Genomic DNA, 15,396 nt, shown 5'->3' with positions numbered 1-15,396 from the left:
AACATGAGACAAACTCACTCCATTCATATTAATCATCAATATTTCTCATGGAGGCCACGGTGCTGGAAATCCGTCACCTGAAAACCCTGCACGCCCTGCGCGAGGCCGACAGCCTGGTCGAAGCCGCCGAACGCCTGCATTTGACGCAGTCCGCCCTGTCCCACCAGTTCAAAGAGCTGGAAGAGCGCCTGGGGGTGCCGCTGTTCGTGCGCAAGACCAAGCCGCTGCGTTTCACCAGCGCCGGCCTGCGCCTGCTGCAACTGGCCGACGCAACGCTGCCGCTGCTGCGCGGCGCAGAGCGTGATATTGCGCGCCTGGTCGGTGGGACCGCCGGGCGTTTGCACATGGCCATCGAATGCCACAGTTGCTTCCAGTGGCTGATGCCGACCATCGATCAGTTCCGCGACGCCTGGCCGGAAGTCGAACTGGACCTGGCCTCCGGCTTCGCTTTTGCCCCGCTGCCAGCTCTGGCCCGAGGCGACCTGGACCTGGTGGTGACCTCCGACCCGCTGGAGTTGCCGGGCATCACCTATGTGCCGCTGTTCACCTACGAAGCCATGCTCGCGGTCGCCAACCAGCATGCGCTGGCGAATAAGGCGTACATCGTGCCGGAAGACTTGTTGACCGAAACACTGATCACCTACCCGGTGGAACGCGACCGCCTGGACATCTTCACCCGCTTCCTCGAGCCTGCCGATGTGGAACCGGCCCAGGTGCGTACATCGGAGCTGTCGGTGATGATGATGCAACTGGTGGCCAGCGGCCGTGGTGTGTGCGGCATGCCCCATTGGGCGCTGCATGAGTACAGCGCGCGCGGCTATGTGAAGGCCAAGCGGTTGGGCGAGAAAGGGTTGTTTGCGACGCTGTATGCGGGGATTCGTGCAGACATGCTGGATGCACCGTACATGCGCGATTTCTTGCTGACGGCCAAGGACACGTCGTTTTCCACCCTGGATGGGGTCAGCGCGGTGCGCTAATTGCAGGAGCCCGGCAATTCGCGCCACATGTGGATCTTGTCGAAATAATCGACCCCGACCCGCACTGCCAGCGGCTCCAGGCCGTATTGGACGAAGCCGCAGCGTTGATACAGGGCAAAGGCCGCGTCATTGCCGGCGGTGACCGTAAGCTGGATCACTTTGAGGCGCGGCTGTTTGCGTGCTTCGTCCAGTGCGGCCTCGACCAACTGACGACCCAGGCCCTGTTGCTGATAGGCCTCGTTCACGTACATGCCGAACAGCGTCACCTTGTGCCGCGCTTTCTCTCGCGGCTCATACGCCAGGCCGACAATGCCGGCCAGTTCGTCACCGACAAAAACGCCGAGCAAGCAATCCAAGGGGCTGCTCAAGCGTTTTTCCCACCAGCTCAGCGGCATCGCCGCACGCTCCGCCACGCTGGAGGTGAATGCCTGGGGATAGGCGCCATAGGCCTCAAGCATCAACGCCCGATAAGCCTCGGCGTCGCTGGCCCCCAGCGTGCGAATGATCATGCCGTCAGCGAGGCGCGGTAAAACGGCAGGATCAGATCGCGCGTCAGCGGGGCCAATTGCAGGCCACCGTCACCGGCCGGGTCGATCCAGCGCACTTCCTCGATCTCGGCGGCGGGGGTCACCGCCACGTCGATAGTGACCTGAAACAATTCGGCCTCCACCGTAAAGCCGGGCTCGTTGGCCGCCGGGGCCGAGAAGTGGCCCAGATAAGCGGCATCGCTGGGGTTGATGCGCAGGTTCAGTTCCTCGAACAACTCTCGGGCCAATGCCTCGGCGGGTTGCTCGCCTGCGTCGATTTTGCCGCCGGGCTGCATAAAGGCCTGGGTGCCGCGCTTGCGCACCAGCAGGGTGTGGCCGTCGCCACCGATCAGGAGGGCGGCGGCGATGCGGATAGTCGTGGACATGCAGTAAAAGCCTTGAATTGGGTCAGTGAAAGTAACCGGCAAGGCTTACGCCTCGTCCGGCGCCTTGATAAATACGTTGTACTTCGCCCCTTCCATCGCCTCAAACGCAATCAGCTTGTCCACCAGCGGCAGGTTCAGCACCTTGCCGGCATTGAGCAGTAACATGCCGTTGTCGGCGTTGAGGTTGCGAGCCAGCACCATGCCGTCGGCCAGTTCGCGCGTGGTCAGGACCTTGACGGTGGGATCGCCCAGCGTCACATCACTGAGGAATGTGGCGCAGGCCAGAACGAAATCCTCGACCAGCTCGGGATCATAGAGGCGCCCGGCATATTTGCGGATATAGAGCAGCGCTTCGTCACTGTTCATCTGCCGCTCAAGAATCAGCCCCTTCTGCAACTCGATGAAGTCCACCGCCAGTTTCAAAAGGCGCGAACCGAACGGAATCGCATCGCCCTTGAGGTGGTCGGGAAAACCGCTGCCATCCCAGCGCTCCTGATGGTGACGAATGATGCGCGCCGCATCTTTCATCGGCTCCAAGGTCATCAACAACGATTCGCTCTGGGTCGGATAGCTGCGGTAGCGCTCGCGATCCGTGCTGTGCAGCTTATCGGCCGGTTCGATCAGCATGCTGTCGCTCCAGCTCAGTTTGCCAATGTTGTACAACGCAGCGGCCATCGTCAGGTCACGCGAACTGGCGTCGTCGATAGACTGGGCGGCGCAATAGACCCGCACCAATTCGATCAGCGAGCGGTTGGTCTGCTTGTTCTTGGGCAAGCGCAGGTTGGCCAACAGCGAAAACACTTCGGTACCGGTCACGTAGCTGTGCTTGAGTTCGTCGTAGGCCAGGTCGAGCATGTCGGCGGTCTGCTGCAGCTCACTGGTACGCGCCGCTACGCGTTTTTCCAGGGTGGCGTTCAGTTGCTTGAGCTGATCGTTCTGCACCTGGGTCAGGCGCTCCAGGCGCTGGTGCTCCAGGGTCTGGCGCAAGACCAGCTGCAGCTCCTCGTCATTCCAGGGCTTGCTGATGTAGCGGTGGATCTGCCCTTCGTTGATGGCCTTGACGATCGTCGGCAGGTCGGCGTAACCGGTGAGCAGAATGCGACTGGTGGCCGGATACAGCCGATGCACCTCGGCCAGCAGCTGCGCACCGTCCATACCGGGCATACGAGCGTCGCTCATCACCAGGTCGATGGGTTGGGCGGCCATGATCTCCAGGGCCTGGGCACCGCTGCCGGCCAGGACTACATCGAAGGGCTGCCCGCGCAATAAGCGGCGCAGGCTGTTGAGGATCGATTCTTCATCGTCGACCAGTAATATCGTGGGTTTCGTCGCAAGTTGTTCGTCCATGCCTGCTGCGCCTTCACATTGAACTGAATGGAACCACATTTGACCATCGTGCCAAGCCATCTTCCCTCGACCGCGGCGCGGGGGTCGATTTGACGCCAACTGGCCTTCGATTTCAAGGCACTCGACTATGCTGTCACAGTAGACAACTTCGCTCAGCCGCAGAATCAGGGAAGGAATCATTATGCCGTCGAGCCTTTTGCAATCGCGGAGTGCGTCATGACCCCGGACTCAGCGCGGGCCAACCGGCGTATTCTGATCGTCGATGACAGCGCATCGATCCATGATGACTTTCGCAAGATCCTGTGTGCCAACGCCCAGGGCGAGAAATCCCTGGACAGTCTTGAGGAAACCCTGTTCGGCACCACCGCCACCCCGCGCCACGCATTCGTGCTGGATTCGGCCTACCAGGGCCAGGAAGCGCTGGAACTGGTAGCCCGGTCCCTGGCCGCCAACGCTCCGTATGCCATGGTGTTCATCGATATGCGCATGCCGCCCGGCTGGGACGGCCTGCAAACCATCGAACAGCTGTGGAACGTCGACCCCAATCTGCAGATCGCCCTGTGCACCGCGTATTCCGACTATTCGTTCGAAGCGATCGAGGCGCGATTGAAATACAACGATCAGTTGCTGATTCTGAAGAAACCCTTCGACCATCTGGAGATCCGCCAGATGGCCAGTGCCCTGACGTGGAAATGGCAGCTGGCCCAGGATGTCGCCCTGAAAGTGGTGGCACTGGAGCGCACCATCGAAGAACGTGTGCAGGAACTGCTGAAGGTCTCGCATCTGTTGCAATACGATGCGCTGACAGAACTGCCCAACAGCACGCTGCTCGGCGACCGCCTCAGCCAGGCCATAGCCCTTGGTCGGCGGCATGACACGCAACTGGCGGTGATATTTATCGGGCTCGATCGTTTCAAACGCATCAACAATGCCCTGGGTTACCCGGTGGGCGACGAGGTGCTCCAACACGTCAGCCACAGCCTGGTAGCAACAGTGCGCAGCTCCGACTCGGTGTTTCGCTACGGCTCCGATGAGTTCGTGATCCTGCTCCACGACGTGCAGCACCCGCAGCAGACCCAGCACATCGCGCACAAAGTGCTCAAGGCCATCAGTGCCACACGCCATGTGGCCGGGCATGACTTGAGCATCACGGCGAGCCTGGGCATCAGCATCTACCCCAATGACAGCTACAACACGGTGGAGTTGATCAAGCACGCCGAAACCGCCATGCATACCAGCAAGGAACGCGGCCCCAACGATTTCAGTTTCTACACCGAAGACATGAACCTGCGCGCCCGGCGCCAGCAAAATCTGGAGAGCGCGATCCGCCTGGCCTTGGAGCTGGATGAATTCGTACTGCACTACCAACCCAAGCTGGACCTCAACTCCGGGCGAATCGTCGGCGCGGAGGCGCTGATACGCTGGTTTCAGCCGCGCTCGGGGTGGGTCAGCCCGAGCGATTTCATTCCGGTGGCCGAAGACAGCGGGCTGATCGTGCCCTTGACGCAGTGGGTGCTGCACCAGGCCTGCGAACAGGCGCAGGCCTGGCGCGGCATGGGCCTGCCACCGCTGTACATGGCGGTGAATGTATCGGCCATCGACTTTCGCCAGCATGACTTCGTCGACAACCTGGCCGCGATCCTCAAGCAGACCGGCCTGCCGCCCGCCTGGCTGGAGCTGGAAATCACCGAAAACGTACTGATGCAGAATGTCGACGACACGGTGCAGATCCTGCAAACAATCAAGGCCATGGGCGTGCGCCTGGCGCTGGATGACTTCGGCACGGGCTACTCGAGCCTGAGTTACCTGCGACGCTTTCCCATCGATGTGTTGAAAATCGACCAGTCGTTCGTGCGTGGGCTGAACGAGAATAACCAGGATGCCCAGCTGATAAGCGCTATCATCGGCATGGGCAAGAGCCTGGAGTTGAACATCATCGCCGAGGGGGTGGAGACCGTCGAACAGCTGAATTTCCTGAAAAGCCAGCAGTGTGAAGAGGGTCAGGGCTTTTTGTTCAGCAAGGCGGTGCCGCCGAAGGATTTCGCCCGGCTGCTGCAAGTGGGCAGCGCCACACTGATGCCTGCCCAATAGCCGCGTGCCTGCAAGGAGTGCTCGCTTGAGCAAAGTCTCACGTTACCGTTTCGGCGTTCTGCTGGTGGTGTGGTCGGGGCTGGCCCAGCCGTTGCTGGCCGCGCCGTTGAACGAAGCGCTCAAACCACTGCCACCGGTGCCCGTATTGGACCCGGCCAGAGTCGAGTTGGGTCGCCAGCTGTTCAATGAGCCGCGCCTGTCGGTCAATAACACACTGTCCTGTGCCAGCTGCCATCGACTGGCGTCCGGAGGTGCAGACAACCAGCCGTTTTCCCTGGGTTTCAACGGCAAGCCGGTGCCAATCAACACCCCTTCCGTGTTCAACGCCAGCCTGAACTTCAAGCAGTTCTGGAATGGCCGGTCGGACACCCTGCAAGCACAGGTCGAACAGGTAGTGATCAGCCCCCTGGAAATGGGCAGCGATTGGAATACCGTAGTGCAGAACCTGTCCGCCCTGCCCACCTACCAGACCGCCTTCAAACAGGCCTACCCCGATGGCATCACCGCCGCCAACGTGCAGGACGCCTTGGCCACCTATGAGCAAACACTGCTGAGCCCCAACTCGCGGTTCGACCAATACCTGCTAGGTAACACCGATATCCTGACAATCCAGGAAAAATATGGCTACCAGCGCTTCAAGGACTACGGCTGTATAGCCTGCCATCAGGGCATCAATATCGGCGGTAATATGTTCCAGAAATTCGGTGTGATGGGCGACTACTTCAAGGCCCGAGGCAACCCGGTCGAAGCCGACCTGGGCCGCTATCTGGTGACCCAGGACGAAGAGGACCGCCATGTGTTCAAGGTGCCCAGCCTGCGCAACGTGGCGGTGACCGCGCCGTACTTTCACGATGCGTCGGCCAAGACCCTCGAAGAAGCCGTCGATGTGATGTTCAAGTACCAGTTGGGGCGCAATCCGAATAAGGAAGACAGGGACTTGATCGTGCAGTTTCTCAAAACCCTGACCGGCGAATGGGCAGGCAAGCCGCTATGACCTCTCACTCCCGTCGCCGCTTTACCCAGGTTGTACTTGGCCTGGTGACCCTGCTGCTGGCCTCGACCCTGGTGTTTTTGTACCTCAAGGCTTCCCGTGATCAGACCGCCAGCTACACCCAGTCGCGGGATCTGATCCGCCAACTGCAGCAGCTCAATGCGCAGTGGGACAGCGAGGTCCTCAAGGCCCGGATCGCGATCACCCACAACTACGACCCGCTGGTCACGCCACTCACGCAGATGACCCGAATATGGGCCGAACTGAACAGCCGCGACACCTACCACAACCCGTCCAACCTGAGCGGCTGGCAGGCCACGCAAACGGCTTACCAGACGGCGATCCAGGAAAAAGCCCGCCTGGTGGACCAATTCAAATCCCACAACGCGCTGCTGCGTAATTCACTGGCGTTCCTGCCGACCGCCGAAGACGACATCCAGGCGCAGTTCAACCGCCTTGACGCTGAAGGCCGCCTGCAATTGCAAGACGTGGCCACCGACACCTATGACCTGTTGCTCAGCAGCCTGGAGTTCGCCCAAGTCACCAGCGACGATCGCGCCGCCGATATCCTGGTGGGGCTGGGCAAACTGGCGATCAATAAGGAGCAACTGCCCAGCGAGTTCCAAGGGCCGGTGGACATACTCAGCAATCACATTTCGCTGATCCTGCGCGAACAGCCCGTGGTCAACGACCTGCTCGAGCGCATTGCCACGGTGCCCGTCGCCGAACACCTGGACGCACTGACCACCCACCTCGACCAGGACCAGCAAGCGGCAGACCTGATCGACCACCAATACCATCGCTACCTGCTGATCTTCTCGACCTTGCTGGTGGGATTGCTGCTCTATCTGGCGGTGCGCCTGTTGCGCAGCTTTGCCGAAATCAACCGGGTCAATCGCGCGTTGCACGCCGCCAACGAAACCCTGGAGCAGCGCGTGGAGCGACGCACCCGCCAGCTCAAGGATGCGCAGAGCGAATTACTCGACAGCGCACGCCAGGCCGGCATGGCCGAAATCGCGACCAATGTGCTGCACAACGTGGGCAACGTACTCAACAGCGTGAACATCTCCGCCGAACTGGTCACGCGCAAGCTGCGCAGCAGCAAGGCCCTGGGGCTGGGCAAAGCCATGCAGTTGATCAATGAGCACAAGGACGACCTGGGCACCTTCCTTACCGAAGATGAGAAAGGCAAGCTGCTGCCCGGCTATCTCAACCAACTGGTGGACGCCATCGCCGTTGAGCAGCAGGGCATGACCGACGAGTTGGCGCAGTTGAGTAAAAGCGTGGACCACATCAAGGACATCGTCTCCACCCAGCAATCCTATGCCGGCGCCGCCACACTGCTGGAGCCGGTGCACATCAGCGGCCTGATGGAAGATGCATTGCGCATGAACGCCGGAGCCCTGAGTCGTCACCACGTCACGGTGGTCAAGGAATATGCGCAGGTGCCGGAAATCCTCGCCGACAAACACCGCTTGCTATTGATCATGGTCAACCTGATCAGCAACGCCAAGTACGCCATGTCCAACCTCAGTGACCGACCCCGGCAGATGACCCTGAAGGTCCAGCCCCTGGAGGACAATACCTTGCAGATCAGCGTCAAGGACGATGGCGAGGGCATTCCCGCGGAAAACATGACGCGGATCTTCACCCACGGTTTTACCACTCGCAAGGAAGGCCACGGCTTCGGCCTGCACAGCTGCGCGCTGGCCGCCGTAGAAATGAATGGTCAGCTCAGTGCCCACAGCGACGGGCCTGGCCTGGGCGCGGTGTTTACCTTGACGATCCCTATGACCCCTGCCGGAAGTCCCGCATGAATCAGCCTCCCAATCGGCGCATCCTGTTGATCGACGACACGCCGTCGATTCACGACGATTTTCGCAAAATCCTGATGCCGACCGTCGAGACCAACCAAGCCCTCGACGATATGGAGTCAGCGCTGTTCGGCGACACCAGCAAGCCCGAGGTGCGTACCTTCGAGCTGCATTCGGCGTATGGCGGCGAAGAAGGCCTGCAATTGCTCACCACCGCCATGGCGGAAAAACGCCCCTACGCCCTGGCATTCGTCGACATGCGCATGCCGCAAGGTTGGGACGGCGCAAAGACCATCGAAGAGCTATGGACCGTCGACCCCGGCCTGCAAGTGGTGGTGTGCACCGCGTATACGGATTACTCCTGGGATGAATTGCTGTATCGCCTCAACGGCCATGACCGGTTGCTGATCCTGAAAAAGCCCTTCGATAACATCGAGGTGCAACAGATGGCCAACATGCTTGCCAACAAATGGGACATGGCCCGCCGCGCCTCGCTGCAAACCATACACCTGGAGCAACTGGTGGCGCAGCGCACCCAGGCACTGACCCAGGCCAGCGAGGCGTTGCAACTGGAAATCGACGAGCGCAAGCAGCTGGAAAGCCAACTGGTGCAATCGGAAAAACTCGCGTCGCTGGGGCAACTGGCAGCTGGCGTCGCTCATGAGATCAACAACCCCGTAGGCTTCATCTCCTCCAACCTGAGTACCCTCGACAGCTACTTCAACCAACTGCAGCGGATGCTGGACGCCTACCGGCAGCTCGAAGAAAGCCCCGCCGCGGCCGAGCAGTGCGCCGCGCTGAAGGCCTTGCGTGCTGAACTGGAGCTGGATTTCCTCAGGGAAGACATCCCCATCCTGATCAGGGAATCCAAGGAAGGCATCGGCCGGGTGGTGCAGATAGTCAAGGACCTGAAGAACTTCTCGCGGGTCGACAACGACCAGACCTGGCAATTCGCCAACCTGCAACAGGGCATCGACTCAACGCTGAACATCGTCGCCAGCGAACTCAAGTACAAGGCCGACGTCGTGAAAAATTACACACCGCTGCCTGAAATCGAATGCCTGGCCTCACAGCTCAACCAGGTGGTGATGAACCTGGTTATCAACGCCGCCCAGGCCATGGGCCCGGAGCGCGGCACCATCACCATCAGCAATGGCGTGCAAGGCGATAACATCTGGCTGGAAGTCGCGGACAACGGCTGTGGCATTCCCCCGGAGACCGTGCAGAAAATCTTCGACCCGTTCTTCACCACCAAGCCGGTGGGTGAAGGCACGGGGCTGGGATTGTCGTTGTCCTACGGCATTATCAAGAAGCACCACGGCGATATTTGCGTGAGCAGCGAACCGGGCAAAGGCACGACCTTTCGCGTGGTGTTGCCGATTCGGCAGACGGCCGCCTAGGGCGCAGGAGCGGACCGTATCCGCCCGGCAAAGGTTGTCTGGGGTTTGCCGACAGGCGCAGAATGCGGCACCGACCTGTAAGAGTCCGATTTCAAGGAAACCGTATGAGCCTGTCCTTGCTAAGCCGTTACGCCTTCTTTGCCGTGTGCGTCATCTTCACCCTCGCCAGCCTCCCCTTTATCGAACACGAATGGCTGTGGCCGATCACCCTGGTCACGGGCGTGTTGAGCCTGATCGGTATGTTCGACCTGCTGCAAAGCCCCCACGCCGTACGCCGCAACTATCCAATCCTGGGCAATATCCGTTACCTGGTCGAAGCCATCCGCCCGGAAATCCGCCAGTACCTGCTGGAGTCCGACAGCGACGCCCTGCCCTTCTCCCGGGCCCAGCGTTCACTGGTCTATTCCCGCGCCAAAAATGAAACTGCCGACAAACCCTTCGGCACCCTGATCGACGTGTACCAGTCGGGCTTCGAATTTATCGGCCACTCCATGCGCCCGGCGCCGCTCAGCGACCCCAGCGCGTTTCGTGTGATGGTCGGCGGCCCGCAATGCACGCAGCCGTATTCGGCATCGGTATTCAATATCTCGGCGATGAGCTTTGGCTCGTTGAGCGCCAACGCCATTCGTGCGTTGAACCAAGGCGCCAAACTGGGCAATTTTGCCCATGACACCGGCGAAGGCAGCATCAGCCCCTACCACCGCGAGAACGGCGGCGACCTGACCTGGGAATTGGGCAGCGGCTACTTCGGCTGTCGCACCAGCGACGGCCGCTTCGATCCGGAACGCTTCGCCGTGCAGGCGCAGAACCCGCAAGTGCGCATGATCGAAATCAAGATGAGCCAGGGCGCCAAACCCGGCCATGGTGGGATCCTGCCCAAGCACAAGGTCACCCAGGAAATCGCCGACACCCGCGGCATCCTGATGGGTGAAGACTGTATCTCGCCGTCGCGCCACAGCGCGTTTTCCACCCCGATCGAACTGATGCACTTCATCGCCCAACTGCGTGAGCTGTCTGGTGGCAAACCCGTGGGTTTCAAGTTCTGCCTCGGCCACCCCTGGGAATTCATGGGCATCGCCAAGGCCATGCTGGAGACCGGCATCCTCCCCGACTTTATCGTGGTGGACGGCAAGGAAGGCGGCACCGGCGCCGCGCCAGTGGAGTTCACCGACCATATCGGCGTGCCGCTGCGTGAAGGCCTGCTGTTTGTGCACAACACCCTGGTGGGCTTGAACCTGCGCGACAAGATCAAGCTCGGTGCCAGCGGCAAGATCGTCAGCGCATTCGATATCGCCAGCGTCCTGGCCATCGGCGCCGACTGGGCCAACTCGGCGCGTGGCTTCATGTTTGCCATTGGCTGCATTCAGTCCCAAAGCTGCCACACCAACAAATGCCCGACCGGCGTCGCGACCCAAGATCCGCTGCGCCAACGCGCCCTGGTGGTGCCGGACAAAGCCCAGCGCGTGTTCAACTTCCACCGCAACACCCTCAAGGCCTTGGCCGAAATGCTCGCCGCTGCCGGCCTGGATCATCCATCGCAACTGTCGGCCAAGCATCTGGTGCGGCGCATGTCGGCGACCGAGATCAAGCTGTTTTCGCAATTGCATGTGTTCCTCAAACCTGGCGAGTTGCTCACCGGTGAGGTGAATGGCGAGTTCTATTCGCGCATGTGGCAGATGGCACGGGCCGACAGCTTTGAACCCCATGAAGCGGCTGCCGCCTGATCAATAAACCCTCCCTGTTTGCTGAACCGGACCACCGACGGCATCGTTGAAACGAGGTGATTCACGCGCCAGGGCCAGGTTGGTCCGGCGCGGATCAGGGTCGGCGCGGGTCAGATGTATCTGGTGGAAGCCGGCACCGCCCATGCCGTGCATGCAGGCAGCCAAGGCACTCTGGTTACCCTGGATGTCTAGAGACATCCAGTAATACCCAACCTTTGCAATTACTTACGAATAACGCCAACCTGCCCCCGCCCGACGTGCGGCGTACGACTTCACCCGCGTTCGCCTGTCATTACTAAACCTTTCGTACAAGAGCCCGCTGCCATGCTGAACGGACGCGACCCACGCATCGATTTTTTTCGGGGCCTGGCGTTGATCTTCATTTTCTGGGATCACGTCCCCCACAACCCCCTCGGCCAGATCACCTTGCGCAACATCGGTTTCAGCGATGCCGCGGAGGTGTTTGTTTTTCTCGCCGGCTACGCCGCCGTACTGGCCTACGGCAAGATCCTGCAGCGCGACGGCTACTGGATTGCCTCGTTGAAGATCCTGCGGCGCGCCTGGGTGCTGTACGTGGTGCATATCTTCCTGCTGGCGATGCTGATGGGCATCGTGTTCTTCGCCAACAGTCATGTGGAAACCCGCGACCTTGTCGAGGAGATGGGACTGACGCACTTCGTCACCCACCCGCAACAGGCGCTCACCGATGAGTTGCTGCTGCGCTTCAAGCCCAACCTGATGGACCCGCTACCGCTGTACATCGTGCTGTTGAGCGGTTTGCCGTTGGTGCTGCCGCTGCTGCTGCGCAAGACCTGGGCGGTGGTGGGCGTTTCGTTGACTGTGTACCTGCTGGCACCGTGGATGGGCTGGAACCTGCGGGCGATTGCCGATGGCGTGTGGTATTTCAATCCCGTCACCTGGCAATTGCTGTTCGTGCTCGGCGGCGCGGCGGCGATTCATGCGCGCCAGCCACGTCCTGTCGAGACGCGTGGGCTGCTGCGCCAGCCGTTGTTCGTCGCAGCGGCGGTCTACTCGGTCATGGCCGGGATCATCACGATTTCCTGGCGCTGGCCCGAGGTGCATGACGCGTGGATGCCATCGCCGCTCAGCGACCTGTTGTATCCCATCAGCAAGACGGACCTGTCACCCGTGCGCCTGTTGCACTTCCTGGCCCTGGCCTATGTTACCGCCAAGCTTTTGCCTGGCATGGGCTGGACCCGCCACTGGCTGGCGCAACAAAGTTGCCGCATGGGCCGCTATTCCCTGGAGGTGTTCTGCCTCGGTGTGCTGCTGGCGCCGTTGGCGGACATGCTCAATGCCCTCGCGGGCGATGCGCTGGCCATGCAGTTGTTCAGTGCAACAGTGGGCGTGGTGCTGATGGGGCTGCTGGCAGCCTGGCTGGAGTTCAACAAGCGGCTGGATAAGTCACTGCAAGACCGCCGCGTCTTAGCCATGCCGTCATCCACTGGTTAACCCAGGCAGCCGCGTTGGTGGTGCGGCGCTTTCCCGAATCGGGCACTTGCAAAAGGAGGCGAGGGAGTTTGCTCCCTCGCCACACAGTGTTTGCCATTAGACCGGGCGGGCTTCGCCCTGAGCAACCTGGGTCGGTTGCAACTTGAACACGTAGAACAGCACCGTCAGCAGCACCAGGAATACCGGGCCGACATACAGCGCGATGCGGGTGTCCGGGAAGTACGCCATCAGGCCCACGACCAGCAACAGGAACGCCAGCGCCAGGTAGGAACTGACCGGGTACAGCCACATGCGGTACTTCAGTCCCGCCTGTTCCGCCGGGCTCAGGCTCTTACGGAACTTGAGCTGCGCCAGCAGGATCATCAGCCAGGTCCAGATCGCGCCGAAGGTGGCGATGGACGTCACCCAGACGAAGACTTTCTCCGGCACCAGGTAGTTGAGCAACACCCCCAGCAACAACGCGAAGATCGACAACAGCAGCGCTTTGCGCGGCACGCCATTACTGGAGGTCTTGGCGAACGTGGCCGGTGCCTGGCCGTTCTGCGCCAGGCTGTAAAGCATGCGCCCGGTGCTGAAAATGCCGCCGTTGCAAGACGACAGCGCGGCGGTGATCACGACAAAGTTGATGATGCCGGCGGCGGTCTTGATGCCAAGCCGTTCGAACGTCATCACAAACGGGCTGCCCTGGGTGCCGATTTCATTCCACGGGTAGATCGACAGGATCACGAACAACGCCCCCACGTAGAACAGCAGGATGCGCCAGAACACCGAGCCGATGGCACTCGGAATAGTCTTCTGCGGGTTCTTCGCTTCACCGGCGGTAAGGCCGATCATCTCCACACCCAGGTAGGCGAACATCACCATTTGCAGGGACATCAACACGCCTTGCACGCCGTTGGGCATAAAGCCGCCGTGGGCCCACAGGTTGGAGATACCCAGCGCCACGCCGTCATTGCCGAAGCCGAACGCGATGATGCCGACGCCGCCGATCACCATCGCAATGATGGTGACGATCTTGATCAAGGCAAACCAGAACTCGAACTCACCAAAGGCCTTGACCGCGATCAGGTTGATGCTGCCCATGCTGATCAAGGCCGCCAGGGCCCAGATCCAGCGCGGCGTGTCGGGAAACCAGACGCCCATGTACACGGCCACGGCGGTGATTTCTGCCACGCAGGTCACCAGCCACAGGAACCAGTAGTTCCAACCGGTGAGAAAGCCCGCCAACGGGCCGAGATAGTCTTGGGCGTAACGGCTGAAGGAGCCGGCGACGGGGTTGTGCACCGCCATCTCGCCGAGGGCGCGCATGATCACCAGGATCGCCAGGCCGCCAATGATGTAGGACAGCATGATCGCCGGGCCGGCCATTTCAATGGCCTTGGCCGAGCCCAGGAACAGGCCGACACCGATGCAGGCGCCGAGGGCCATCAGGCGAATATGCCGCTCACCCAGTTCACGTTTCAGCGGGCCGCCCTGAGCGGTCTCGCCATGGGGCAGGTGGTTGCCAACTGGCATAGGGGTACAACCTCGTCTTGTTATTGGATTGATCACCGAGTGCTCGGCGCCACGGCGGGTCTGCCATGACGCCCTACACCGTGCCGGCCTCATGGGCCAACACGTCTGGCACGGCCAGATCAGCGGGGGTGCAGTATAAAAAGCCCAACCCAGGGTTTTTCACTCAATAAACGCCAAGATTCAGCGAGAAGTCGCGGTAAAAGCCGCTTTCATGGAGGGGCATTACCTGGATAGCGGAGGGTTTTTCTCCGTTTGATGCGCGCCGAGTATTGCACAGCTTTGGTGCAGCGTCATGCCCCTACCTAGGCCGTATATACCCAGCGGAAGGCTCTGCTTCAATGCTTTCAGACCATCAGGCAGGCAATGCGGAAGCCGGCCACGGTCGGACGAGAAGCATCGCCCTATCAGCGGCCAGGACGTCCATTCACCATGGGACACTCCGATTGCCAGGACGGCAATCCCAGCGAAAGGATCTCCCCATGCCAACCCCCTTCGACGTACTCCAGCAAGGTCGAACGCAACGCCTGGCCGCCGATGGCCAATTGATCAGCGACACTTGCAGGCCTGGACCATGCGCCAGCTGGTGGAGCTGGCGGGCTTGGGCGTGCCACTCGGGCGCTCGATCAATGGTCAAGGCCACCGGCATCGGCCCGTCCAACGTCGCGGGGGTGGGGGTCGACGAGTTGGAACGGCTGTCCATCGCCGAATCGCAGGTGATGTGGCAGTGCAGCCGGGCCGGGCAGCCCAGCTACACCGAAGTGATCCTCAAGACCGGCGCGGGCAATTGCGACCAGATGGCCCATGTGGCGAACGAATTGATCCGTTTCAACGGCGGTGCCTCGCGTGTTTGGGGCACCAGCCCACCGGCTCACGCGTTTGTGGTGGTGGGTATAACGCCCCCGACATTGGGTTCGACGTTGGACTTCAGCGAAGCGGGCTGGAGGGGCCTGTGGATATGTGACCCTGGGCGGCCATCGTCTGCCCGGCAAGCGAATACCTTCGCGAGCTCAACATCAAACTATTCGCCTGGCACCTGGCGGACATTTCGGTGTTATTCAACGACCACGGCACCTAGCGTTGGGGCCGCGCCAACGACCGCAACTGGCTGACCCTGCTACGCAGCGCAGTGAAACGCCCACCGCCGTGAACCG

Annotated in this window: 12 protein-coding genes and 1 pseudogene; 9 read left to right on the top strand and 4 right to left on the bottom strand. The window is 60.9% G+C overall.

What is annotated here, in order from left to right:
• The first annotated feature begins 59 nt into the window (after positions 1–59).
• Complete coding sequence (metR, locus tag AC4PS7_RS02195; protein ID WP_021492540.1) at positions 60–977, top strand: transcriptional regulator MetR; 918 nt, start codon at positions 60–62, stop codon at positions 975–977.
• Here metR and AC4PS7_RS02190 read toward each other — a convergent pair.
• Genes AC4PS7_RS02190 through nosR form a run of 3 tightly spaced genes read right to left on the bottom strand, consistent with a single transcriptional unit; the run spans position 974 to position 3,237 of the window.
• Positions 974–1,486 (bottom strand): GNAT family N-acetyltransferase, encoded by a 513-nt coding sequence (locus tag AC4PS7_RS02190; RefSeq protein WP_010212799.1) that lies wholly within the window; start codon positions 1,484–1,486, stop codon positions 974–976. The two genes, metR and AC4PS7_RS02190, sit on opposite strands and share 4 nt — an antisense overlap.
• Positions 1,483–1,890: an NUDIX hydrolase gene (locus tag AC4PS7_RS02185; RefSeq protein ID WP_010212801.1), complete on the bottom strand. Its 408-nt coding sequence runs from the start codon at positions 1,888–1,890 to the stop codon at positions 1,483–1,485. The genes AC4PS7_RS02190 and AC4PS7_RS02185 overlap by 4 nt, the downstream gene beginning before the upstream one ends.
• Before the next feature lie 45 nt (positions 1,891–1,935).
• On the bottom strand, positions 1,936–3,237 hold the full coding sequence (gene nosR / locus AC4PS7_RS02180; protein ID WP_010212802.1) for a response regulator c-di-GMP phosphodiesterase, NosR family: 1,302 nt from the start codon (positions 3,235–3,237) through the stop codon (positions 1,936–1,938).
• A 216-nt stretch (positions 3,238–3,453) separates the two neighbouring features.
• On the opposite strand from nosR, the gene AC4PS7_RS02175 reads away from it, so the two are divergent.
• The 7 genes and pseudogenes from AC4PS7_RS02175 (at position 3,454) to AC4PS7_RS02145 (ending at position 12,730) form a co-directional block, all read left to right on the top strand.
• Positions 3,454–5,328: a putative bifunctional diguanylate cyclase/phosphodiesterase gene (locus tag AC4PS7_RS02175; protein ID WP_042571717.1), complete on the top strand. Its 1,875-nt coding sequence runs from the start codon at positions 3,454–3,456 to the stop codon at positions 5,326–5,328.
• A 58-nt stretch (positions 5,329–5,386) separates the two neighbouring features.
• Positions 5,387–6,322: a cytochrome-c peroxidase gene (locus AC4PS7_RS02170; RefSeq protein ID WP_226994552.1), complete on the top strand. Its 936-nt coding sequence runs from the start codon at positions 5,387–5,389 to the stop codon at positions 6,320–6,322.
• Complete coding sequence (locus AC4PS7_RS02165; protein ID WP_154974585.1) at positions 6,319–8,136, top strand: DAHL domain-containing protein; 1,818 nt, start codon at positions 6,319–6,321, stop codon at positions 8,134–8,136. The genes AC4PS7_RS02170 and AC4PS7_RS02165 overlap by 4 nt, the downstream gene beginning before the upstream one ends.
• Entirely contained in the window at positions 8,133–9,533 is a 1,401-nt protein-coding gene (locus AC4PS7_RS02160; RefSeq protein WP_010212808.1) for an ATP-binding protein, read from the top strand. Before AC4PS7_RS02165 ends, AC4PS7_RS02160 begins: the two co-directional genes overlap by 4 nt.
• Positions 9,534–9,637: 104 nt before the next feature.
• A complete protein-coding gene (locus AC4PS7_RS02155; RefSeq protein WP_010212809.1) occupies positions 9,638–11,257 on the top strand; it encodes an FMN-binding glutamate synthase family protein in 1,620 nt (539 codons plus the stop codon).
• A 93-nt stretch (positions 11,258–11,350) separates the two neighbouring features.
• Positions 11,351–11,449: pseudogene (locus AC4PS7_RS02150) on the top strand (cupin domain-containing protein); the annotation flags it as partial.
• Positions 11,450–11,581: 132 nt separating this feature from the next.
• The gene (locus AC4PS7_RS02145; protein WP_021492543.1) at positions 11,582–12,730 is read left to right on the top strand and encodes an OpgC family protein; all 1,149 of its coding nucleotides are present in this window, start codon (positions 11,582–11,584) and stop codon (positions 12,728–12,730) included.
• 96 nt (positions 12,731–12,826) lie between these two features.
• On the opposite strand, the gene AC4PS7_RS02140 is transcribed toward AC4PS7_RS02145, so the two are convergent.
• Positions 12,827–14,245 carry an amino acid permease gene (locus tag AC4PS7_RS02140; RefSeq protein ID WP_010212811.1) on the bottom strand — a complete coding sequence of 473 codons (1,419 nt, stop codon included), beginning with the start codon at positions 14,243–14,245 and terminating at the stop codon, positions 12,827–12,829.
• A gap of 479 nt (positions 14,246–14,724) precedes the next feature.
• Here AC4PS7_RS02140 and AC4PS7_RS02135 point away from each other — a divergent pair, with 479 nt between their 5' ends.
• The gene (locus AC4PS7_RS02135; RefSeq protein ID WP_047541302.1) at positions 14,725–15,354 is read left to right on the top strand and encodes a hypothetical protein; all 630 of its coding nucleotides are present in this window, start codon (positions 14,725–14,727) and stop codon (positions 15,352–15,354) included.
• Positions 15,355–15,396: the final 42 nt, after the last annotated feature.

This window comes from Pseudomonas sp. DW-iso3, assembly GCF_058725305.1.
This window is presented reverse-complemented; position numbering and strand designations above follow the sequence as displayed.